The 22,140-nt window shown below is 42.7% G+C and carries 18 protein-coding genes; 9 read left to right on the top strand and 9 right to left on the bottom strand.

All coding sequences use genetic code 11. The annotated features are described in order from the left end of the window. The first annotated feature begins 13 nt into the window (after nucleotides 1–13). The 4 genes from Q7U33_RS10575 (at nucleotide 14) to Q7U33_RS10590 (ending at nucleotide 6,892) form a co-directional block, all read left to right on the top strand. A complete protein-coding gene (locus Q7U33_RS10575) occupies nucleotides 14–1,099 on the top strand; it encodes an efflux RND transporter periplasmic adaptor subunit (protein WP_304860651.1) in 1,086 nt (361 codons plus the stop codon). Between the two features lie 33 nt (nucleotides 1,100–1,132). Continuing rightward, nucleotides 1,133–4,288 carry an efflux RND transporter permease subunit gene (locus tag Q7U33_RS10580; protein ID WP_304860653.1) on the top strand — a complete coding sequence of 1,052 codons (3,156 nt, stop codon included), beginning with the start codon at nucleotides 1,133–1,135 and terminating at the stop codon, nucleotides 4,286–4,288. Nucleotides 4,289–4,509: 221 nt separating this feature from the next. Next, nucleotides 4,510–5,841 carry a YjgN family protein gene (locus Q7U33_RS10585; protein WP_304860655.1) on the top strand — a complete coding sequence of 444 codons (1,332 nt, stop codon included), beginning with the start codon at nucleotides 4,510–4,512 and terminating at the stop codon, nucleotides 5,839–5,841. A gap of 10 nt (nucleotides 5,842–5,851) precedes the next feature. Next, on the top strand, nucleotides 5,852–6,892 hold the full coding sequence (locus Q7U33_RS10590) for a M48 family metallopeptidase (RefSeq protein ID WP_304860657.1): 1,041 nt from the start codon (nucleotides 5,852–5,854) through the stop codon (nucleotides 6,890–6,892). On the opposite strand, the gene Q7U33_RS10595 is transcribed toward Q7U33_RS10590, so the two are convergent. Beyond that, a complete protein-coding gene (locus tag Q7U33_RS10595) occupies nucleotides 6,889–8,538 on the bottom strand; it encodes a phosphoethanolamine transferase (protein ID WP_304860659.1) in 1,650 nt (549 codons plus the stop codon). The genes Q7U33_RS10590 and Q7U33_RS10595 overlap by 4 nt on opposite strands. A 451-nt stretch (nucleotides 8,539–8,989) precedes the next feature. On the opposite strand from Q7U33_RS10595, the gene Q7U33_RS10600 reads away from it, so the two are divergent. Further along, complete coding sequence (locus tag Q7U33_RS10600) at nucleotides 8,990–9,649, top strand: class I SAM-dependent methyltransferase (protein ID WP_304860661.1); 660 nt, start codon at nucleotides 8,990–8,992, stop codon at nucleotides 9,647–9,649. Between the two features lie 47 nt (nucleotides 9,650–9,696). Here the strand turns inward: Q7U33_RS10600 and Q7U33_RS10605 are convergent, their stop codons facing one another. From Q7U33_RS10605 to purM, 4 genes are all read right to left on the bottom strand, one after another. Further along, nucleotides 9,697–10,956: a dicarboxylate/amino acid:cation symporter gene (locus Q7U33_RS10605; RefSeq protein ID WP_304860663.1), complete on the bottom strand. Its 1,260-nt coding sequence runs from the start codon at nucleotides 10,954–10,956 to the stop codon at nucleotides 9,697–9,699. A gap of 244 nt (nucleotides 10,957–11,200) precedes the next feature. Beyond that, the gene (locus Q7U33_RS10610; RefSeq protein WP_304860665.1) at nucleotides 11,201–12,697 is read right to left on the bottom strand and encodes an RsmB/NOP family class I SAM-dependent RNA methyltransferase; all 1,497 of its coding nucleotides are present in this window, start codon (nucleotides 12,695–12,697) and stop codon (nucleotides 11,201–11,203) included. 124 nt (nucleotides 12,698–12,821) lie between these two features. Further along, nucleotides 12,822–13,577, bottom strand: coding sequence for a DUF3108 domain-containing protein (locus Q7U33_RS10615; RefSeq protein WP_304860667.1), 756 nt, complete (start codon nucleotides 13,575–13,577; stop codon nucleotides 12,822–12,824). A gap of 121 nt (nucleotides 13,578–13,698) precedes the next feature. Further along, nucleotides 13,699–14,748: a phosphoribosylformylglycinamidine cyclo-ligase gene (purM, locus tag Q7U33_RS10620; RefSeq protein ID WP_304860669.1), complete on the bottom strand. Its 1,050-nt coding sequence runs from the start codon at nucleotides 14,746–14,748 to the stop codon at nucleotides 13,699–13,701. Nucleotides 14,749–14,885: 137 nt separating this feature from the next. Between purM and Q7U33_RS10625 the strand changes: the two genes are divergently transcribed. The 4 genes from Q7U33_RS10625 to Q7U33_RS10640 all read left to right on the top strand — a co-directional run bounded on the left by Q7U33_RS10625 (nucleotide 14,886) and on the right by Q7U33_RS10640 (nucleotide 18,712). Continuing rightward, entirely contained in the window at nucleotides 14,886–15,968 is a 1,083-nt protein-coding gene (locus Q7U33_RS10625; protein WP_304860671.1) for an AI-2E family transporter, read from the top strand. Nucleotides 15,969–15,972: 4 nt separating this feature from the next. Next, on the top strand, nucleotides 15,973–16,629 hold the full coding sequence (locus tag Q7U33_RS10630; RefSeq protein ID WP_304860674.1) for a DnaA ATPase domain-containing protein: 657 nt from the start codon (nucleotides 15,973–15,975) through the stop codon (nucleotides 16,627–16,629). A 112-nt stretch (nucleotides 16,630–16,741) separates the two neighbouring features. Continuing rightward, nucleotides 16,742–18,382 carry an NAD(P)/FAD-dependent oxidoreductase gene (locus Q7U33_RS10635; RefSeq protein WP_304860676.1) on the top strand — a complete coding sequence of 547 codons (1,641 nt, stop codon included), beginning with the start codon at nucleotides 16,742–16,744 and terminating at the stop codon, nucleotides 18,380–18,382. Between the two features lie 138 nt (nucleotides 18,383–18,520). Continuing rightward, a complete protein-coding gene (locus Q7U33_RS10640; protein WP_304860820.1) occupies nucleotides 18,521–18,712 on the top strand; it encodes a DUF2892 domain-containing protein in 192 nt (63 codons plus the stop codon). 42 nt (nucleotides 18,713–18,754) lie between these two features. On the opposite strand, the gene ahpF is transcribed toward Q7U33_RS10640, so the two are convergent. From ahpF to Q7U33_RS10660, 4 genes are all read right to left on the bottom strand, one after another. Next, nucleotides 18,755–20,338 (bottom strand): alkyl hydroperoxide reductase subunit F, encoded by a 1,584-nt coding sequence (ahpF, locus tag Q7U33_RS10645; RefSeq protein WP_304860679.1) that lies wholly within the window; start codon nucleotides 20,336–20,338, stop codon nucleotides 18,755–18,757. Between the two features lie 172 nt (nucleotides 20,339–20,510). Then, the gene (ahpC, locus tag Q7U33_RS10650) at nucleotides 20,511–21,074 is read right to left on the bottom strand and encodes an alkyl hydroperoxide reductase subunit C (RefSeq protein WP_304860681.1); all 564 of its coding nucleotides are present in this window, start codon (nucleotides 21,072–21,074) and stop codon (nucleotides 20,511–20,513) included. A gap of 204 nt (nucleotides 21,075–21,278) precedes the next feature. After that, nucleotides 21,279–21,596 (bottom strand): thiosulfate oxidation carrier complex protein SoxZ, encoded by a 318-nt coding sequence (gene soxZ / locus Q7U33_RS10655; RefSeq protein ID WP_304860684.1) that lies wholly within the window; start codon nucleotides 21,594–21,596, stop codon nucleotides 21,279–21,281. Nucleotides 21,597–21,700: 104 nt separating this feature from the next. Next, nucleotides 21,701–22,135 (bottom strand): thiosulfate oxidation carrier protein SoxY, encoded by a 435-nt coding sequence (locus Q7U33_RS10660; RefSeq protein ID WP_304860686.1) that lies wholly within the window; start codon nucleotides 22,133–22,135, stop codon nucleotides 21,701–21,703. Nucleotides 22,136–22,140: the final 5 nt, after the last annotated feature.

The raw sequence follows: 22,140 nt of genomic DNA on the forward strand, positions 1-22,140 counted from the left end.
AAATTACCAATTTATGCAAAGAATTTTTAGCCTGACTTTATTAACCTTGTTCTCTAGCATACTCTTCGGCTGTGGGGCAAGCGATGAAAATGCGCAAGCACCTAATAAAAATGGACCAAAGCCTACATTAGTAACGGTTGCATCAGTCCAAGACGCACCTGTTGAAATAACGGAAGAGGGAATCGGCTCGCTGGAAGGCTTAGTCGACCCCACGCTTAAAGCAGAGGTTGCCGCACGTATCATTAAAGTATTTGTCAGCCCAGGTGATACGGTAAAACAAGGGCAACTTATCGCGACACTAGACCCTACAGCTTTTAATTTACAAGAGCGAGAAGCGCAGGCTGAGGTGGCACGGATTGAAGCACTTCTGAACAATCAGTCAAAAACTGTTGCTAGAAATCAAGCCTTAGTCGATAAAAAGTTTATCTCACAAAATGCTGTTGATACCAGCTTGGCTGATCAAAGTGTACTTAAAGAGCAGTTGGTTGCAGCCAAAGCACGCATCAATACGATTCGTAACAGCACTGGAAAAACAAGAATCTTTGCACCCACGGATGGTGTAGTGGAAAATAAGATTGTAGACACTGGCGAGTACGTGAATGTTGGAGATCCGATAGTACAAATCATTTCAAATAAACTATTGCGTGCTTATATTCCTTTTCCAGAGCGTGTCGGCACACAGTTAAAAGCAGGCTTAAAACTAAGACTCACCACACCTACAAGCAACACCGCTGTTGAAACCGTCATTCGTGAACTTAAGCCATTAATTACGGCAAGTAATCGTACAATTATTGCAATTGCTGACGTGAAAAATGTAGCAGGATGGCAAGCTGGCGCTAGCGTCAATGCCAGTGTCATTTTGGCAGAGCGCGCTTCTGCAATCATGATACCTGAGCAAAGCGTGGTATTACGCCCAGCTGGGCAAGTCGTCTACGTTGTAAAAGACAACATCGCTCATCAGGTAATTGTTACAACAGGTTTACGGAAAAATGGCTTAGTTGAAGTGACTGATGGTATCAGTGAGAACGATGTCGTTGCTGTAGATGGTGCAGGCTTCTTAACCGATCAGGCAGAGGTCAAAATTGCCAGTAAACCATAACAATATCACCATAAATATTGATACTTTTACCCCATGACGCTACCTGAACTCTCTATTAAACGCCATGTGCTTGCCTGGATGTTATCTGGCGTCATCGTGCTATTCGGCATTATCTCGTATAACCGTATTGGTGTAGATCGCCTCCCTGCGATTGATTTCCCAATTATTATGGTAACGACTACATTACGTGGCGCTAACCCTGACGTCGTTGACACCAGCATCACGAGTATTATTGAATCTGCTATCAACACCACACCTGGCATTGAACATATTCAGTCATCTTCTTCTCCTGGTGTTTCTAGCATTAGCATCACATTCTCTTTAGACAAAGATATTGATGTTGCTTATAACGAAGTACAAGCTAAAGTAAATCAGGTGTTACGACGCTTACCCAACGACACCGACCCGCCATCAGTGCAAAAAGTGGATACCAATGCTGCCGCTGTGATTTGGCTAGCCCTAAGCGGTGACCGCACCATCCAGCAGCTCAACCTGTACGCAAATAATGTGTTAAAGAAGAAATTTGAAACCATTAACGGCGTAGGCGAAGTCTCTATCGGTGGACGTCGTGATCGTGTGATTCGTATTAATGTAAGCCCCGAACGTATGGCCGCTTACAAGCTTGCAGCATCGGACTTAATCAGCGCATTTAACCGCGAGCATATTCAATTACCAGGTGGGTTTTTAGTAAGCTCACAGGCGGAGCAGCTATTAAAGCTAGACCTTGAGTTTCATGACATTAACGATTTATCCAATTTAATTATCACCACTAAAGACGGCGTGCCAATTCGGCTAAAAGATGTGGCCGATGTCGAAGATGGCCTCACCGACAACCGCCAAATTGCCCGATACAATGGCAAGCCTACTGTCGGCTTAGGGATGGTTAAGATTGCCAATGCCAATACGGTTGAGATTATTAAAGAAGTAGAGCGCAGGCTAGAACAAGATATTCGCCCCAACCTGCCACCTGGCCTCAACCTAGAAATCTCGACCAATGATTCTATCTTTATTAATCAAATGGTCGCATCACTCAAAGAGCACTTAGTTGAAGGTACTTTATTTGCCGCCTTAATTGTGCTGATTTTCATGCGCTCGTTCAGTTCCACCCTCATGATTTGCCTAGAGATACCAGTATCACTATTAGGTGCAATCGCAGTGATGTATTTTGCAGGCTACACCTTCAACAGCATGACCTTACTTGCACTACTACTGCTGATTGGCGTGGTGGTCGATGATGCAATTGTGGTACGTGAAAGTATTCTGCGGCATATGTCGGGAGAGGTGGGTGAGGTACTAAGCCCTGCTGACCTAAAGAACCCTAGTAAAGTGGCATTATTCCGCTCTCAGGCCACCAAGAATGGTAGTAACGAAGTCGTGTTTGCTGTACTGGCATCATCATTATCACTGGTATGTATATTTGCACCTGTGATTTTCATGAACGGTGTGATCGGGATGTTCTTTAAATCTTTTGCGGTTGTTGTGACATTTGGTGTACTCGTTTCGCTATTCGTTTCACTCACACTGACACCTATGCTTTGCTCGCGCTACTTAAGCGTCACGCATAAGGAGAATGCTGCATACCGCGTCACTGGGCGCGGGTTGGACTATTTAGATACACAATATAAAAAGCTACTAAAGGTAACACTGAATCATCGGGGGGTTGTGCTCATATTCACCGCAGTATTTGTGGTGGTATCAGGTTATCTATCCCTTAAATATGTAGAAAAAGACTTTGTGCCAGAGTCAGATGAAAGCAGCTTTAGTATCAGCCTAAAAACACCATTAGGCTCTAGCATTGATTACACCGATTCTAGACTCCAGATGGTTGAAGCGATATTAAAAAATCATCCTGATGAGGTAGATAGCTACTTTTCATCGATAGGCACAGGCTCGCGCGGTCAAGTCAATGAGGGACGAGTTAACGTACGCCTAAAACCCAAAGAGTTGAGAGTAAAAAGCCAGCAAGCGTTAATCAAAGAAATTAAAGTTGAACTCGATCAGATTCCTGGCGCACGTGCACTACCTGCACCCGCATCAGTGGTGCGTGGGCAACGTTCTGAGAAACTCCAGTTCAATTTAACAGGCAACAACCTGCAAGAACTGGGACGAATATCTAAGTTATTGCAACAATCACTGGGCAATAATCCAGAAATGGGTAGGGTCGACTTAGACGTACAGCTAGATTTACCACAGCTCAATGTAGAAATTGATCGTGCACGTGCCGCAACACTAGGGCTCAATGCACAAGAGATTGCTTCGGCGGTCAGCCTATATGCTGGTGGCGTTAATGTTGCAAAATACAATGAAGCCTCAGGTGATGGGCAACGCTATGACGTGCGTATTAAAGCCGCCGAAGGGGATTTAACTAACATCACTGATTTAAGTAAAATTTACCTGAGAAGTGAAGGTGGTGAGTTAGTGCGCCTTGATGCCGTTGCGAAATTTAATCAGGAACTTGGTCCTGCCGTGATTGGTCGCTATGACCTGCAATATGCAGTTAATTTTTATGCTAACCCCAATATGCCACTGGGTGAAGCCGTTGATTTAGTAAAAACAACAGCAGCCACTATCGTACCGCCTGAGTACACCCTAAAACTCACAGGCCAGGCGGAGGAATTTGGTAAGACGTTTAAAAATATACAGTTTGTATTTCTACTTGCCTTTGTTTTACTGTACATGGTGTTAGCAAGCCAGTTCAACTCATTCGTTCAGCCTTTACTTGTGATGCTGGCACAACCACTGGCCATTATCGGTGGCCTGATTGCATTGCTTATCTCAGGAGACAGCCTCAACATGTATTCGATGATTGGCTTGGTTCTGCTCATAGGCTTGGTGGCCAAAAATTCGATTCTCTTGGTAGATTTAACCAATCAGCTGTTAGATAAAGTAAGAGAAAGTGGTGAAGTGATTAACAAAATGCGTATTAATGCAGCACTGAGCGAAGCTTGCCCTGTGCGTCTGCGTCCAGTATTAATGACTTCTCTCACCATCATCTTAGCGTTACTGCCTGCTGCAATGGGCTTGGGTGCTGGCTCTGAAACAAACAAGCCGCTATCTGTTGCCATCATCGGCGGCATGATTTCATCCACACTACTCACTTTGGTGGTTGTCCCAGCTGCCTATTCCTTGCTCATCGGCTGGATCAGCCAGCGCAACTCTGGCCACCACAATACAGAGCAAAATTCTTAAAGACAGTAAAATTGCTGGCACCGCTGTCTTAATTTAATTCGCCATGCAAGCATAAATCTATCATATAAATTATCATTAATTAGCGACTTTTATCTTTACCATTCAATAAGTTGAATGCTACTATTTGACCGCCATTTGTATTACTTGCTTATGAAAGTGATCGGTTTAATCAAAAGATTAAGCATGTGTCCATATAAAAAATAACCAATAAGGGAGCATCAATGTCAAATCGTCAAACGCCTGTTGTATTCACAGGCAGAGCAGGTGAGTACTTTGGTATTTGGATTGTCAACTTACTATTGTCCATCGTCACTTTAGGGATTTATTCCGCATGGGCAAAGGTACGTCGAATTAAATATTTCTATAACAACACACTGATTGACGGTGTGGGTTTTGATTATCATGCAAGTCCGATTGCGATTCTTAAAGGGCGCATCATCGCAGTGATACTGTTTGTACTTTATCAAGTACTTGCTGGTTTTAGCCCAATCGCAGCAGTTATTCTATTGATCGCATTTTTATTTGCTTTACCTTGGATTGTGATACGCGGACTAACATTTAATGCGCGTAACGCTAGCCATCGTGGTTTAAGGTTTGACTTTGATGGCAGCTACCTTCAGGCAGCCCTCGCATTTATTGTGTATCCAGTTTTAGTGGTCATCACATTAGGGCTTGCTTTACCGTTTGTTGCACAACGCGTTAATCAATTTGCATTTAATCACCACAAGTTCGGCCTGAGCCGCTTCCAGATGCAAGCCTTAGTAAAAGACTTTTACATGGTTTATCTGAAACTAGCCGCTGTTATATTGGCGATTAGTTTAGCCATCTATTTAGGCATTAGTAGCTTAGTCAGCAGTGACAAACATGGCACTGTCGGCGTTAAGCAACAACAGCAGTTACTACAAGCACATACCAATATGGCAGGCGCTGGCTTTGTCAAAGTAGCTGATACTGGTGAAACACCAGTAGAGGAATATGCCAATGAAGCATATGTAGCAGAGGACCAGTCTACAACAGACTTCCTCAAAGACTTGAGCCCAGAGGATCGGGCTGAATTTGAGGCGCAAATGCAAGCATACGAAGCACAAATCCAAGAGGCTGAATCCAAAGCGGGTGAAAGTGTTAAAAAAGAAAATCCGATTGAGAAAATGTTTGGCCCGTATGCTGCAATGCTAGGGCCTATGATATATGCTATTTTTCTGGGTATCGCCTTACTTTATATGTCCATGATTTTCTTAATCACCGCTTACATAAAATCCAGAATTACCAACCTTATCTGGAACAACACTTCGCTTGAACATATTTCGTTTAACAGCAATCTACGCATGCGCGACTTAGTATGGTTGTATTTCTCCAATACGATTATTCTTTTCCTAACATTAGGTTTAGCAACTCCTTGGGCACAAATCAGAATGGCACGTTATCGGGCTGAGCGCTTAGCATTAACAGGCGAAACAGACTGGGATAAATTTGTGGGTGAGAAAAAAGAAATGTCACGCGCTATGGGCGAAGAAATTGCCGAGATGTTTGATGTAGACCTTTCCTTTGGTTAATTCGCAATACATGCAATTTGATGCAGACTATTATGATGGCATCAGCCCTCGCGCTCAGCGGGTGCTGGTGACTATCGCTGATAATGCATTTACTTTTAGTACAACTACGAGTAGCAGTGACAATGCCCCTCACATTTTTTACATATCAGATTGCCACATTCAAGCCAAGCTTGGAAGAGGTAAACGGCTTATCGATTTACCTGATGGAGGCCGACTAGAAACTGACTTTCAAGATTTAGAACATCATCTACCGAAAAAGTCGGCACATTTATGTTGGCGCGCAATCCACTATGCAGAATCACACCTGTTTATAGTCATCTTTGCACTAATTGGAATCGTGCTATCAAGCTTATTGCTATTGAAATACGGTGTGCCAGTCGCGGCAAAATTTGCGGCGTTAGCAACACCGCCAAGCATTGAAAAAGATCTAGGCAAACAAACACTTGAAGCTTTAGACCATCAAAAACTAGGCTATTTCACCGCATCAGAACTCTCTGATGCAAAAAAATCAGCAATCCAAGAAGCATTGAAAGATTTATGTTTAAAAACTGGTGATTGCCCAAACTACCAGCTTAACTTTAGAAAAAGTCCTACCATTGGCGCTAATGCATTTGCATTACCTGGTGGTTATTTAATCATGACAGATGAATTAGTGGCGCTAGCGAAAGATAACAATGAAATTATTGCAGTGCTGGCTCATGAGCTAGGCCACGTAAAAGGCCGTCATGCGTTAAGACAAACGTTACAAGGCACCATCTCGGGCATTATCGTCATCGCTATCACGGGCGATGTAAGTAGCATTGCCGCTGGCCTACCAGCAATAATGCTCAACATGAGCTACTCGCGTGACTTAGAACTTGATGCAGACCACTATGCACTACAGTCACTCAAAACGGCATGCATTCCAACCCAGTCGTTTGCCACTTTGTTACTAAAACTAGAAAAAAGTCACGGTAGTGCAGCCGCACCTGAAATGATTTCATCGCATCCGAATACCAAACAGCGGATTATGCCGTTTTTGAGCAAACCGCATCAGCAGTGTCTATCTTAATCTCTTAGGCCTTTACTCTCAGGCAATGAAGAGGCGACAGCAGCGAGTTTTAAAGCTGCGTTATCCTGTAGCACCTTATTTGTAAGCTCACAGGTTTTGGTCGCCACCTCAAACCCCATCAGTAAGGCACAAAATAAATGATCATGACTTAGCGGATAATCTTTTAATGGTTTAATCTGGTCAATATTGAAATCAAAATGTTTCCCCATCCACACAATTGCAGGGATGTGCGTTTGCTCTTTAGGGGCAATCATGTACGGTGCAGCATGCAGATACATACCATGCTCTCCCAGTGATTCACCATGGTCACTCGTGTATACCATCGCCGTTTCGTACTCACCATCATATTGCTTCAGGAAGTCAATCACCTTTGATAAAAAGTAATCTGTATACAAAATCGCGTTATCGTATGCATTATCTATTTCTTGCTGGCTACAATTTCTCAGTTCATTGCTTTTGCATGCAGGCTTAAATCGCTCGAACGCTTTAGGGTATCGACGATAATATTCAGGACCATGATTCCCCATCTGATGCAGCACAATTAAAATATCTTTGTCAGACTTAGATTTAATATAGGCATCTAAACCACCCAACATACCAATATCTCTGCATTCAGAATCACACGCGGTATTCATGGTTGGGCTTTTAAAATTTTCATAGCGCATCCGTGTTGCCACACCTTTGGAGTCAGAGTTATTATCGCGCCATAAAATCTCGACGCCATTTCGTTGAAGCACATCCAGTGCATTTTCCATATGTAAGGCTTTATCTCGGCTGAAGTCTTTGCGGTTTAATATAGAGAACATGCATGGCACAGACTCTCCAGTAGAGGTACCGCATGAAGAAACATTGCTAAAGCTGACCACATTTTGTTTTTTAAGCGCAGGGTTAGTTTCTTTTGCATAGCCATTCAGTGAAAAACGATCTGCCCGTGCAGTCTCGCCAACCACTAATATGATCAGTTCATTTTTATGTTTAGGTTCAGTCTCAAATGCATCCATCGCCACAGGTGTTAGACTGGTCAGCTGCTCAGTGGTGATATGCTCTTTAATGTATTTAAGTAAAGAATAAGAAAAATAAGTAGGATTAAGGTAAGCCCTTGTGATTTTATGCTCACGTATAAAAGACGCGTACCCTGCAGAGAAAGGCACACTCACCACCAACATCGTCATAATGCAAAGTAACAATATGGTGAGTTTAGACTTTAACTCTGATCGCACATCATGAACAACTGGTGCATATTTTAGGATGATCCAAGCGGGTAAAACACCAAAAATAAATAGCCTAATGAACAGATTAGCATTCAGTAATCCTAAAAATTCTTGGGTGTCTGTTTGTGCAATATTGTCAATCATCACAGTATCGATAATCACACTGTACTGATCCATATAATAAGCAGCGAGTGACGCTGTAATAAGGTACAGCGCCATCAGCCATTTTGCTGATTCTCCGTGACAAATCAGTAGAAAGAATGCCACGTTTGCCATCGTAAAAAATACGCTAACTGACAATATAAATAGCATATTGTCTAAACTAGGTGGGTAAATTTCAAGAAAATGACGGAAGAATGAATAATTCCCCGTCAACATGATAAATAATGAAACCAGAACGATGGTACGATTTTGTGCAGTAAAAATTTTTGTCATTAGTATTTGGAATTAGGCCTAAAAATAGTCAGCATTTATTGCTCACACCCTTTAAGGCAATTCACATGCCACCGTCATATTGATATGACGTAACAAATACACGCAATACTGCTTATCTGATAATTATCAATTGGTTGCTTACCATTACATTCCAATTTAAAAAAATTCCTCCACACGATATCAATCACAAGCCCTGCATCATTTGCAGTATGAAGACCTGATTTTCACAAAAGTTGCAGGAAAACCTCTGCAATTTTTGTGAAGCGCTTATACGCCAGTTAGATAAAAAGTATTCATTGTATTTTCAAAACCTAGCCACTGGTTTCATTGATACTCGCAATCAACTGTTTCTAATCATAATTTACATACCCACCTTACCTTCCATTCGTTAATCGAAATTGATGGCACATACATTGCGTTATCTAAAATATTTACGTATCAGGATTAAGCAATGCCACTCGAGTTTTCTAGTAAATATAACGATCAACATGCAATACAGTATTTTGATAAACATCAGGATGGTATTTGGCGCAAGCTCTCAAATTGGCGTGACCACCAAATTGCAAGTGCTGCATTACGAGCAGCTGGCAACCCTCTGGAAGTGTTAGATGTGCCATGTGGTACGGGGCGATTTTGGGATGTGTTGATGGAACATCCAGACCGTAAGGTCTATGCTTGCGATTATAGCCAGAGCATGATCAATACAGGACTAATGAAACGCGATATCAACATTACTAAAAGAATTAAAACGCTAAACGGCTCTGCTTTCGACTTACCAGTACCAGATCAATCTGTTGATAATATTTTTTGCATCCGCTTTATTCATCATTTAGGTCAATCAGAAGATAGGTTAAAGCTATTAAGAGAGTTTCAGCGCGTTACTAGAGATAGCGTCATTATCTCAATGTGGGTAGATGGCAACATCAAAGCAGCAACACGTCAGGCGCTTGAAAAAAGACGTCCACAACGTGCATACCAAAATCGCTTTGTTATTCCTGCAAAAACCATTGAAGCAGAGTTTTCCCAAGCGGGATTTGAGATTGTCGAACAAATCGACTTCTTAAAGTACTACCATATGTGGCGGACATATGTATTAAGAAAGACCAAGTAGTAACATAGCATCCATTATAAATACCTGATTAATACAATAAGCCGATGTTATGTATTCGTATTTAGCGACTTAGGTGTTTGTAGTGTCATTTTTTGCACGACCAAGCTGCCCACAATATCGCCCTGCACATTAACGGTGGTGCGCAAAGTATCTAATAAGCGGTCAATAGGTAGCAAAATCGCAATAGCTTCCGCTGGCAATCCAACAGATTGCAGGACTAGCACCATCGTCACCATTCCAGCGCTTGGAATGCCAGGTGCTCCCATTGCAGCAATCATCGCTGTAAAAAACACAATCAATTGCTGCACAAAGCTCAATTCTATTCCCACTAGATTAGCGATAAATAACGCAGCAATCGCTTCATACAAAGCGGTACCATCCATATTAATGGTTGCGCCTAGTGGAAGCACAAAGCCAGCAATTTCTGGTTTTACGTTTAGCTGTTGCGTGGCACAACGCATACTGACAGGCAATGTCGCTGCACTTGAGCTTGTTGCAAATGCTGTTAACAATGCCTCACGGTTACCACGAAGTAACCACCAAGGTGATTTTCGTGTGAATAGATATAACACTAAGGGCAACACAAGAAAACCATGTAACAACAAAACACCTACGACCACCACAACAAACTTGGCTAAGGTGGTCAGTATCATGACATCTTGCACTGCGATTAATTTAATCAATAGGGCCATAATGCCTAACGGTGCTAAATACATAACCCAGCGCACTATTAACATCGTCACATCTAAAGCCTCTTGCAGCAATGTACGTAAATGATTAAAACGCTCACCGCCTATCACTAATGCAATGCCCAAAATAAGCGCAAACATCACCACCGCTAACACATTCCCTTGGGCTAATGCCGCAAATGGATTCACAAATAAGCCATGTAAAAACTGTGCAAAGAATTCAGGCAATGGAAGTTGTTTAGCCTCAAAATTTTGCATAGCATCTGCAAACATGGTGATTTGCAAGCCGCTACCAGGCTTAAAGTAATTGGCAGCAAGCAAAGCCAGTGTAATCGCTATCATCATCGTCCCAACGAAGTAAATAAGCGTACTTATCCATACCCGATGCATTTGATGATGTTGACGTAAGTTAGCAATGCCCACTGAAATAGAACAAAATACTAGTGGAATTAAAATCATTTTGAGTAAATCAATAAACAGCGTACCTAGTAGGCCTGAAGTATAAAGCCCACCCTGCACAAGTTGGTGCTGAGGGCCTAATGTCTGAAAATAAAACCCCAAAGCAACGCCAATAATGGCTGCAAATAATATCTGGAGATTGAGGCTAGGTAATTTCATCGAACAAGGCCTTTGTAAAATGCATACAGATATTAAACAACACTAAACTTACAGAGCGTTTAGAAACGATCCTATTCTATAAAAAGCCCACTACTGTAGAAAGCATTGGTAATTATCTGGTTTGAAATTGAGTAGCAGCATGCAATTTCTATCCACAAAACGCAGATTAATGATTGATTAAAGTAGCGCTTGCGGCTGCTGAATAACAAAAAGGTAAGGTTTTTTAAACCTTACCTTTACTTTTTTACGCTTTCACTGCTTTTGTTTTTGCCACACTAGTTTTTACTGCTTTTGGCTTAACCGCTTTAGGCTCATTTTTAGCAGCGGTCTTTTTAACCTTCGCTTTTACAGGCGCATCTTCTATGGCGCTTATTTCAATCACACTTTCTGGCGCCACCATCACATCAGCTGTTTCTTCTACTGCATTTTCCTCAACTGGCGCAGTGGTGTTAGCAACACTTGCAATATCTAGCTTCTCAAAAACCGCGGCAAAAAATCCGTCTGTTTGATGTAAGTGCGGTAATAACTTCAAGTAGTCTCCAGTATCAAGTTCAATTTGATACTGCGCTAAAATCTCTGCGGCATTCACTAACTTAAAGTCAGGGTGTGATGCTAAGAACTGCTCCGCAATTTTCTCATTCTCGTCTCGTAACAAACTACAAGTTGCATAAATCAAACGCCCGCCCACTTTAGTCAGCTTAGCTGCGCGCGCTAAAATATTGGTTTGTTTAACATTAAGCTCGGCAACATCTTGTGGCGTTTGGCGCCACTTAAGATCAGGGTTCCGACGCAGGGTGCCTAGACCACTGCAAGGCGCATCCACCAGCACGCGGTCAAACTTACCATTTAAGCGTTTTAGTTTAGGATCAGTTTCGCTACTAATCACTTGTGCGTTCAGGTTGCTTAAACCTGAGCGTTTTAAGCGTTGCCCTAAATTATGCAAACGCTTTTCAGACACATCAAATGCATACAAACGGCCAGTATTACGCATGAGCGCACCAATCGCTAAGGTCTTGCCGCCAGCACCCGCACAGAAATCTGCCACCATCATGCCACGTTTAGCTGCAACCAAATGTGCCAATAACTGGCTACCTTCATCTTGCACTTCAATCTTGCCTTCAGTAAACAAAACGTGACGGCCAATATTCAAACGATTGGGCATACGAAGGCCAATCGGTGAGTAAGGGGTTTTAGTCACATTCATTTCGCCTGAGGTATTTTCAGCAATAAATTTTGCCATCACTTCGTCACGCGTGCCTTTAATCGTATTCACACGCAAATCCAGCGTTGCTTGCTCATGCATGCTACGTGCAATCGTTAACGCCTCAGCCTCACCATATTGTGCAACTAGCTTGTCCCACAGCCAGTCACGCACGTCAGCTTGCACCGCCAAAGGTAAATTATCTGTAGACTTGGCTTTAATGAGATGTGCCCATTCTTTTTGCTGCTCGCTCAACATTGGCTCTAACTCACGAATACTCATGCCTTGTACGCGCAATAGCCAAGCTAAAATCAACTTACGTGCATCATCTGGGTCATTTTCATCGTTAGCTGTCACCGTGCTTAAGAAGCGCAAGCGACGCAAAACGCCATAAACACTTTCAGCCACAAATGCACGCTCTTTGGTACCTAAATCACGATTATTACGGAAAAATTCACTTAACTTCGCATCAGCAGGGCTACTAAAAGTTAGTAGATTAGATAAAACGATTGCAGCTTGCCGAATTAAATTAGGCGTCATATTGATTCTCTTTGTGTTGTTTTCTGTTGTTACTTAAAATGTTGTTTCTTAGTGATATAGCTACTTAGTTATTAGTTGCTTGGTATATGAGTTACTTAAGTACATAGTGCAGTCATTATGCTCACTATTCGATACGCAATTGCGTTATGGTTTGCTCTAGCTTATGACCGTCATCATCAATCATCACTATACGTACTGGCACATAATAATGCTCTGTTGCCAACCAAAGCTCTTTGGATTCTGAGCCATCGTTCTCTGTCGATGCTAAATGCAGGGTTTTATACTTCACGCCCGCACCATCAATGGGTTTTTGCTCAGGGTTCACTTTATACTGATACTGCTTTAGCCTCTTACCTGTTGTGAGTGGCACAGTAATTGTGTTTTTTAACGATGCCCGCATAAACATAAATTGGTAAGCGTAGCTCGCTAAATCCTGAGTACCTGCTTTAAGTTCAGCCGTTTCCTGCCTACCCTTAACCGTCATCACTAGGCTACGCTTTGACCAGTCAAAATCGGCTAATAATGATTTCTTTTTTTGGTTACCTTGGTGTAATTCAAAATGCGTGGGCTGCAAACCTTTTGCTGTGATTACACCAACGCTACTTAACTTACGCTCGCCTAGTAAGGCGTAAACACCTAGCCCTTTAGTTGTACTTTCTACTGTGTAGGCATTTTTAGTAATGACAAACAGCTCATGCACATTAGCAAATGGCTCACCATTTTTAGTCACTTCATAAGTAGCCTGAATACGTTTAGGCAAAGGGGTGACTGAAACAGCCTCTTTAGAGGCTTTCGGTTTAGAGAAAGCAACTTGCGGGGTAAGCGCTATGGCACCAATTAACAAACTAAACAATAAGCTCCATGCTTTGATTCGATTCATCACTAAAATTCCTTAATTTTAAGACACATCACGCTCAACGCATCAGACCTACTTTTGCTATACAAAATTTTTGTTATACCACAAGTCGCTTTTTCTAAAATTGGTTAAATCGCCATGTAGACTAAACCACAATTGTTGGCGCTTCACCTGCATTTTGTGCACGAATGTGACCGATTTCAAACACTGTCTCACCCGCAGCTTCTAGTAATGCTTTAGCAGCCGCAGCGTCTTCTTTCGCCATGATAATTGCCATACCAATACCGCAGTTGAACGTTTTATACATTTCGCTCGGCACGATATTGCCTTGTGCTTGCAGCCATTGGAACAACGGTGGCAATTCCCAGCCAGATGCTTTAATTTCAGCCGTTAAGCCTTCTGGCAATACACGTGGGATATTCTCGGTAATACCGCCACCTGTAATGTGCGCCATGCCTTTTACTGACATTGCTTCAATCAGTTTTAACAAAGATTTCACATAAATACGGGTTGGTGCCATGACCACATCTTTGAATTTTCTACCGTGAAAGTCAGACTCAAAATCAATGCCTGATTTCTCAATCAATTTACGAATCAGTGAGTAGCCGTTTGAGTGTGCGCCACTTGAAGCCAAGCCTAACACCACGTCACCTGCGGCAATAGTCGTACCGTTAATCAAATTAGCTTTATCTACACAGCCTACTGCAAAGCCTGCCAAATCGTACTCACCCGCAGGGTACATGCCTGGCATTTCTGCAGTTTCACCGCCAACTAATGCGCAGCCAGATTGCTCACAGCCTTCAGCAATGCCTTTAATCACTTGTGCCGCAACACCAACTTCTAATTTACCGCATGCGAAATAATCTAAGAAGAACAGTGGTTCAGCGCCTTGCACCAAAATATCATTCACGCTCATTGCCACCAAGTCGATACCTACGGTATCGTGCTTGTTTAGCTCAAACGCTAACTTAAGCTTTGTGCCTACGCCATCAGTGCCTGATACTAAAATCGGCTCGTTAAATTTCTTCGGCACGGCAAACAGTGAGCCAAAACCACCAATACCACCTAGCACTTCTGGGCGCATCGTACGTTTGGCAAACGGTTTAATTTGTTCAACTAACGCATCGCCCGCTTCAATATCAACACCAGCATCGCGGTAGCTAATTGAAGTTTTATCTGAATTATTGGCGCTCAAGGGGGTTCTCGCTTTCTACAAAAAGTGTGTTCTATCGTTATAATGTTATTTTAACCGAAATGCTTAGTTATCTGAAATGTTGAAAGCCTGAAAACACAGGCTTTTCCAAATCAGCCCCACTTTACTGAAAGCGCAGAATGAACAAACACACAAATACCGTTTGGCTGGTGGCTGTTTTATCGGTTTTCGGCCTTATTTATCTGCTGGGTCCAATACTTACGCCTTTTTTAATTGCGGCAATATTGGCGTATATCGCCAACCCATTGGTCAACAAAATTGAAGCCCTTCAATTAGGCGGCGATCAAAGCAAATTTTCATTTAAACCAAGTCGTAGCATTGCCACATTACTGGTACTTTTGTTGTTGCTAGCAGTTCTAGTCATCATTATATTAATCATGATTCCGTTATTGCAGCATGAGTTTGTACAAATTTCACAAAAAATTCCCGTGTATTTAAATGCGGCCAAAACAAACCTTGAACCTTGGTTACAAAAGAATTTTGGCGTCAGTACCGACATTGACCCAGCACAGATTCAAGCCATACTGACTGAAAACTGGAAAACAACAGGAAACTTTGCCAAAAACATTGCACTTAGCTTAAGCGATCACGGCATGGCGGTGATTGGTTGGCTCGGCAACCTGATACTTATTCCACTGGTGCTATTTTATTTGCTGCTGGATTGGAACATCTTCATGCAGAAAATAAGTGCATTACTGCCACGGCAACTCATTGCCAAAACACAAGAAATTGCCAACGAGATTGACGCTGTGCTGGCTGAGTTTTTACGTGGGCAACTCACCGTGATGGTATTAATGAGCATATTTTACGCTACTGGCTTATGGATGGCGGGGCTAGAGTTTGCACTGCCTATCGGCATATTATCTGGCTTGCTAGGTTTTATTCCATACTTAGGCTTTGGTTTAGGCTTAACATTAGCTGTGATTGCTGGTGTTTTACAATTCGGCAATTTCGCGGACCTTATGCCAATGTTAGTGGTATTTGGCTTGGGGCAACTGCTTGAGAGCATGGCACTTACCCCGTGGCTAGTAGGGGATCGTATCGGCCTTCACCCGCTTGTTGTGATTTTTGCACTAATGGCTGGTGGCCAGTTATTTGGCTTTGCTGGAGTACTACTAGCACTGCCAGTATCAGCAGCAATTGCCGTTGGTTTTAGACACGCAAAACAACAATATCTTAGCAGTAGCTTTTACCTAGGTTAACCGCATGAACAGCACGGATCTTCATTACAAATCTCCGACCAAGCAATTATTGCTCGACATTCAACCTTTGGCACCGCCAACGTTGGATAACTTCATCGTAGGCCAGAACGCTGAAGCACTGCACAGTCTTAAGCAAGCACTTACACACGCAGAAGAAGCCCGCTTTATTTACTTATGGGGAGCACAGGGCAGTGGGAAATCACACTTATTGCAAGCATGCCAACGCATTGCGGCACAATCTGGCTTACCTCTATTTATTGCAGATGACACACACATTTTAAATGAAGATGCACAAATCGCACTGTTTGATCAGTTCAACCAACTGAGGGCTTCTGGCGGCATCCTTATTTCAAGCGGCATTGCAGCGCCCACACAAATGAACCTGCGTGATGACTTAGCTACTAGACTTGCATGGGGATTGGTTTACCAGCTGCATCCACTTACCGATGAAGAAAAAGCCCAAGCACTTAAAACACATGCAAAAGAGCGTGGCATGAAATTGCCAGACGAGGTGGTTGATTATTGCCTACGCTACCTGCGTCGTGATTTACCTACATTGATGGCTGTATTAGATGCACTAGATGTTTGGTCGCTGACTGAGAAGAAGCCTGTGACCGTGCCTATGCTAAAAAAATTATTACAATTGAATCTTGAAACTTAAGTCTCATGGATATTATATAGCAGGCGATTATCAGCGCTTTATCGCTTAATCCAATCTCCTGTAAAATCTCACTATTGGCAGATAAACACTCCCCTTATTAAAGTGACCACATATGTTACGCATTACTGAAGTCAAACTCCCGATTGAAAACGCACAATCGCTTATCCACCAAGCAGATGAAATTAAAGCAGCATTGCTTAAGCGTTTAGAAATTCCAGAAAGTGATTTGATTCACTTCGATATATTTAAACGTGGCGTAGACGCACGTAAATCGCATGCAATTTTATATGTGTACAGCCTTGATGTAGAAGTCAAAAATGAAGAAAAAATATTAGCGAAGTATCGCAAAGACGCGCACATTAAACCTGCGCCTGACACCAGTTATCAGTATGTTGCGACAACTGTATCTACACCCGAATTAAGACCTGTCATTGTGGGTTTTGGTCCAGCAGGCATCTTTGCTGCACTAATCTTGGCGCAATCGGGTTTTAAACCGATTGTATTAGAGCGTGGAAAAGAAGTACGTAAGCGTACGCAGGACACATGGGGTCTATGGCGTAAAAGTACACTTAACCCAGAATCTAACGTGCAGTTTGGTGAGGGTGGTGCTGGCACTTTCTCAGACGGTAAGCTTTACAGCCAAATCAAGGACCCCAAACATTATGGTCGCAAGGTAATTCAGGAGTTTGTGAAAGCAGGCGCACCAGAAGAAATTATGTATGTAAGCCACCCGCATATCGGCACATTCCGTTTAGTGGGAATGGTTGAAGAAATGCGCAAAACGATTACTGAATTAGGCGGTGAAATTCGATTCGAGAGTCGTGTTGACGATATTGAAATTGAAAACAACCAAGTGAAAGCCGTCGTATTGCAAACAGGTGAGCGCCTTGCAACCAATCACTTGGTGTTAGCGGTAGGCCATAGTGCGCGTGACACGTTTGAAATGGTATATAAACGTGGCATTTATATTGAGGCCAAACCATTCTCAATTGGCTTCCGGATCGAGCACCCACAATCTCTCATCGATAAGGCACGATACGGCAAGAGCTACAGTGAGGACTTACTGACAAAGCTTGGCGCAGCCGATTACAAACTCGTGCATCATGCGAAAAATGGCCGTTCGGTTTACAGTTTCTGTATGTGCCCTGGCGGCACGGTAGTTGCCGCGGCATCTGAGCCTAACCGTGTAGTAACTAACGGCATGAGCCAATATAGCCGCAATGAACGCAATGCCAATGCGGGGATTGTGGTCGGCATTACGCCTGAGCAAGACTATCCAGACCATCCGCTCGCTGGCATGGAGCTACAGCGCCAATTAGAAAGTCAGGCGTTTATCGCAGGTGGTAGTAATTACAATGCGCCTGGACAGTTAATTGGCGACTTTTTACTTAACCAGCCATCTACTCAGTTTGGTGAAGTGACACCTTCTTACAAACCAGGTGTACATCTCACCAATTTGGCATCTGTACTGCCAGAGTATGTAATTACCGCTATCCGTGAGGCTATCCCTGAGTTTGCTAAGCAAGTAAAAGGTTTTGATTTGGCTGACGGTGTACTGACAGGCGTTGAAACACGCACCTCTAGCCCTATCCGTATTAAACGTGACGATGACTCACTGCAAAGTATCAACACCAAGGGCTTATACCCATGTGGTGAAGGTGCAGGCTATGCTGGGGGGATTTTATCAGCAGGAGTTGATGGTATTAAAGTGGCTGAGGCTGTAGCGCTTAGCCTCTCTGATAGTTCTAGCTAATCCAAACTCAAAACCTACTCACCAATAAATATTTGAGTACATTTTCATATTAACCTAGCCACTTTCATACACAACAATTTGAGCGTACACTGGATTTCCTGACTTTTCAGTTAAGGTCGCTTATATAGGAGCTACATGATGAAAGCAAACATTGGTGGAATCGACCGCACAGTAAGAATTGTTGCAGGACTTGCGTTAATCGCATGGGTATTATTTGCAAATGGTCCAGTTTGGGCTTGGATTGGTGTTGTACCGCTAGCAACGGGACTTATTAACTTTTGCCCTGCTTATGGTTTACTTGGCATTAGTACCTGCAAAACCAAAAACTAATAAAAAAGGCGGCTTAGAGCCGCCTTTTTACTGTGACTTATTTTATTGCCTAATCAAATAATCAAATGCACCAAGTGAAGCTTTTGCACCTTCACCCATTGCAATAATGATTTGTTTGTATGGTGTAGTTGTCACATCGCCAGCAGCAAACACGCCAGGTAGCGATGTTGCATTGTGATGATTCACTTCAATTTCACCATATTTACTCAAGTTCAACGTACCTTTTAACCAATCACTATTTGGTACTAAGCCAATCTGCACAAACACACCATCTAACGCTAAGTGCTTAGACTCACCAGTGACACGATCTGTATAGGTCAGCCCGTTCATTTTTGTACCATCGCCAGTTACTTCTGTGGTTTGCGCACTGGTAATAATGGTCACGTTACTTAATGAACGTAGTTTTTTCTGCAATACAGCATCGGCTTTTAACTCAGTATCAAATTGCAATAATGTCACATGCCCAACAAAATTAGCTAAATCGATAGCAGCTTCCACGCCTGAGTTACCACCACCAACTACAGCAACAGGCTTGCCCTTAAACAATGGTCCATCGCAGTGTGGGCAGTAAGCAACCCCTTTACCGCGATACTCTTTTTCACCTGGTACGTTCAGCTCGCGCCAACGCGCACCAGTGGCAAGAATCACCGCTTTGCTTCTTAAGGTTGCGCCACTTTCCAACTTCAACTCGATTAAATCATCGTTTTTATTACCGTGTTTACCTGGCTCGGTTAATGAAACAGCACGCTGTAAATTCATGATGTCTACATCATAGCTTTTGACATGCTCTTCCAATGCCATCACTAGTTTTGGCCCTTCGGTTTCTTTCACTGAAATAAAGTTTTCAATACCAAGCGTATCCATCACTTGACCACCAAAACGCTCTGCCACTATGCCTGTACGTATGCCTTTACGTGCGGCATAAATGGCTGCTGACGCACCCGCTGGGCCACCACCTACCACCAAGACATCAAAAGGGGCTTGGGCATCTAATTTTTTCGCCTCACGCGCAACTGCACCAACATCAATTTTTGGCAAAATCTCGTCCAACTCCATACGACCCGCACCAAACACTTCACCATTTAAGTAAATGGTTGGCACAGACATAATGTCTCTAGCTTTTACTTCATCTTGATATAGCGCACCATCAATCATCACATGTGTAATGTTAGGATTAATCACCGCCATCATATTCATGGCTTGCACGACATCTGGACAATTATGGCAGCTAAGCGAGATATAAGTCTCGAAATGGAAGCTACCTTCAATTGCTGCGATTTGTGCGATCTTTTCAGCCTCTAGCTTCATCGGATGACCACCCGTGTGAAGTAATGCTAATACTAAAGAGGTAAATTCATGGCCCATTGGAATACCAGCAAATCGCACCCCTACCGCTTTATTTGCCTCGGTATGTGTTGCACCACGTTTTACAGCGAATGAAGGTTTACGCGCGTCATCTTCCATGGTCAGTGTAATTTTGTCCGACATGCTCGCGATTTCTTCCAACAGTTCGTGCATCTCTTGCGCTGCTGGTGTTTCATCTAATGATGCAGCCAATACGATAGGCTCACGCAACATCTGTAAATAGGTTTGCAATTGGGTTTTAATACCAGTTTCTAATGCCATGATTGCTCTCTTCTTTAAATTCTTATCTGCCTGTGACTTAACACAAGCATCTTTACCTAAAATAAAGGCATTATCTTTTGAATAATGCCCTTGTTATTTCACTGCGCTAAGAGATGTTTGCTCGTTAGCGCAGCATTACCTTGCCTAATACAATTACACCTTACCGACCAGATTAAATCTTACCTACAAGGTCTAATGATGGTGTTAATGTTTTAGCGCCTTCTTGCCATTTAGCCGGGCAAACTTGGCCTGGGTTAGCCGCTGTAAATTGTGCAGCTTTCAATTTACGTAGTGTTTCTTTTACATCACGAGCGATTTCGTTGCTGTGTACTTCAACAGTTTTAATCACGCCTTCTGGGTTGATCACGAAAGTACCGCGTAATGCTAGACCTTCTTCATCGATATGCACGTCAAATGCGCGTGTCAATTGGTGTGTTGGGTCACCCACTAATGGGAATTGTGCTTTACCAACTGCTGGTGATGTTTCGTGCCAAACTTTGTGTGAGAAGTGTGTATCTGTTGTCACGATGTACACTTCAGCACCTGCTTTTTGGAACTCTGGGTAGTTATCTGCAGCATCTTCAACTTCTGTAGGGCAGTTAAATGTAAATGCAGCTGGCATAAAAATAACAACTGACCATTTACCTTTCATGCTTTCATCAGAAACTTCAACGAATTTACCGTTATGAAAAGCCTGTGCCTTGAATGGTTGTACTTGTGTATTGATTAATGACATTGTTCTTTCCTATCTAATCGTTAAAAGAGTGGTTTAAAAAAGCTATAAATTCAAGATTTGAATTATAGAGGGTTAAAATAATAAATCCAATATATCATATAAATGATATTGATAAGTATTATTTATCAACAGATCATGCAGACTAAGCTCGATATACTGATTTATAAACAAACATCCTAAACTGAATTGAGATGCTTTGCCATCTCAAGCTTGTGTCACTGCAATACTTTGCGTGGCCGTTTCACCCAAATTATCATGCCATGTCACTTCAACAAGATCGCCTAGCTTGGCACCTTTTAATCTAAAGGTAAGATATGGATTTTTAGCAATCCCTGTGCCCCATTGCGCCTCTATGACGAGCTGACCATTTAAAGTAGCAGTCAATAACTGTACGAAATGCGCAGGGACTAGCTGATCAAAGTCGTTTTTTCTACGCCCCGTCTCCATTGGGTGGCTCATCAACACTTTAACCTCAGTGTAGTCACCTTTAAGCTGAGCGCGCATTTTCATGCTTTTATCCATGCTGACTCCTTTTCACATCGCCAAATTACGCTTACAGGCAAGTTATAAAAACCACAAATAGACTACAGCGCTAAATCTGGCAATCACTGGTTACCATAAGCGAACTAGCCACAGCCATTTTCCAACACCGTAATGTTTTTAGCATGCGTAAAATACTGATTACCCACTTTAACCACCACTTTTAAATCAGAAGTCTCGGCCATTTTGATACGCGTTACCACAAACGGCTCAGCACCATGACTAAACATAAAATTAGCGATGAGCGGGGTTGGATTGTTCTCCACCAAAATAGCAATCGCCTCAGTACCGTTAATATTGCTTCTCACCTCAACCTGTACAACAGCGCCATTCTCCGCACGTTCTGGCGCAACAATCAGAATGTCGCTACTTGGTATTTCCTCACTAACATTCAAGTGTTGCGTTACATCCTCAATTTTCACAGCTTCAAAAGCAGGGCGATTCCACAGTGCTGCCAATACTTTGATAGGCGCTAACGCAACCAAAGTGAGTATTCCCAATAAGAAACTTCTACGTTGCATAATAC

It is taken from the genome of Methylotenera sp. (genome assembly GCF_030653755.1).
Taxonomy (GTDB): domain Bacteria; phylum Pseudomonadota; class Gammaproteobacteria; order Burkholderiales; family Methylophilaceae; genus Methylotenera.

Coding starts and splice junctions, on each gene's coding strand:
- Q7U33_RS10625 (WP_304860671.1), top strand. CDS start 14,886: ATGAACAAACACACAAATACCGTTTGGCTGGTGGCTGTTTTATCGGTT.
- Q7U33_RS10605 (WP_304860663.1), bottom strand. CDS start 10,956: ATGAAATTACCTAGCCTCAATCTCCAGATATTATTTGCAGCCATTATT.
- Q7U33_RS10585 (WP_304860655.1), top strand. CDS start 4,510: ATGTCAAATCGTCAAACGCCTGTTGTATTCACAGGCAGAGCAGGTGAG.
- Q7U33_RS10640 (WP_304860820.1), top strand. CDS start 18,521: ATGAAAGCAAACATTGGTGGAATCGACCGCACAGTAAGAATTGTTGCA.
- Q7U33_RS10590 (WP_304860657.1), top strand. CDS start 5,852: ATGCAATTTGATGCAGACTATTATGATGGCATCAGCCCTCGCGCTCAG.
- Q7U33_RS10600 (WP_304860661.1), top strand. CDS start 8,990: ATGCCACTCGAGTTTTCTAGTAAATATAACGATCAACATGCAATACAG.
- Q7U33_RS10630 (WP_304860674.1), top strand. CDS start 15,973: ATGAACAGCACGGATCTTCATTACAAATCTCCGACCAAGCAATTATTG.
- Q7U33_RS10580 (WP_304860653.1), top strand. CDS start 1,133: ATGACGCTACCTGAACTCTCTATTAAACGCCATGTGCTTGCCTGGATG.
- soxZ (WP_304860684.1), bottom strand. CDS start 21,596: ATGGATAAAAGCATGAAAATGCGCGCTCAGCTTAAAGGTGACTACACT.
- ahpC (WP_304860681.1), bottom strand. CDS start 21,074: ATGTCATTAATCAATACACAAGTACAACCATTCAAGGCACAGGCTTTT.
- Q7U33_RS10615 (WP_304860667.1), bottom strand. CDS start 13,577: ATGAATCGAATCAAAGCATGGAGCTTATTGTTTAGTTTGTTAATTGGT.
- Q7U33_RS10610 (WP_304860665.1), bottom strand. CDS start 12,697: ATGACGCCTAATTTAATTCGGCAAGCTGCAATCGTTTTATCTAATCTA.
- Q7U33_RS10635 (WP_304860676.1), top strand. CDS start 16,742: ATGTTACGCATTACTGAAGTCAAACTCCCGATTGAAAACGCACAATCG.
- Q7U33_RS10575 (WP_304860651.1), top strand. CDS start 14: ATGCAAAGAATTTTTAGCCTGACTTTATTAACCTTGTTCTCTAGCATA.
- Q7U33_RS10595 (WP_304860659.1), bottom strand. CDS start 8,538: ATGACAAAAATTTTTACTGCACAAAATCGTACCATCGTTCTGGTTTCA.
- Q7U33_RS10660 (WP_304860686.1), bottom strand. CDS start 22,135: ATGCAACGTAGAAGTTTCTTATTGGGAATACTCACTTTGGTTGCGTTA.
- ahpF (WP_304860679.1), bottom strand. CDS start 20,338: ATGGCATTAGAAACTGGTATTAAAACCCAATTGCAAACCTATTTACAG.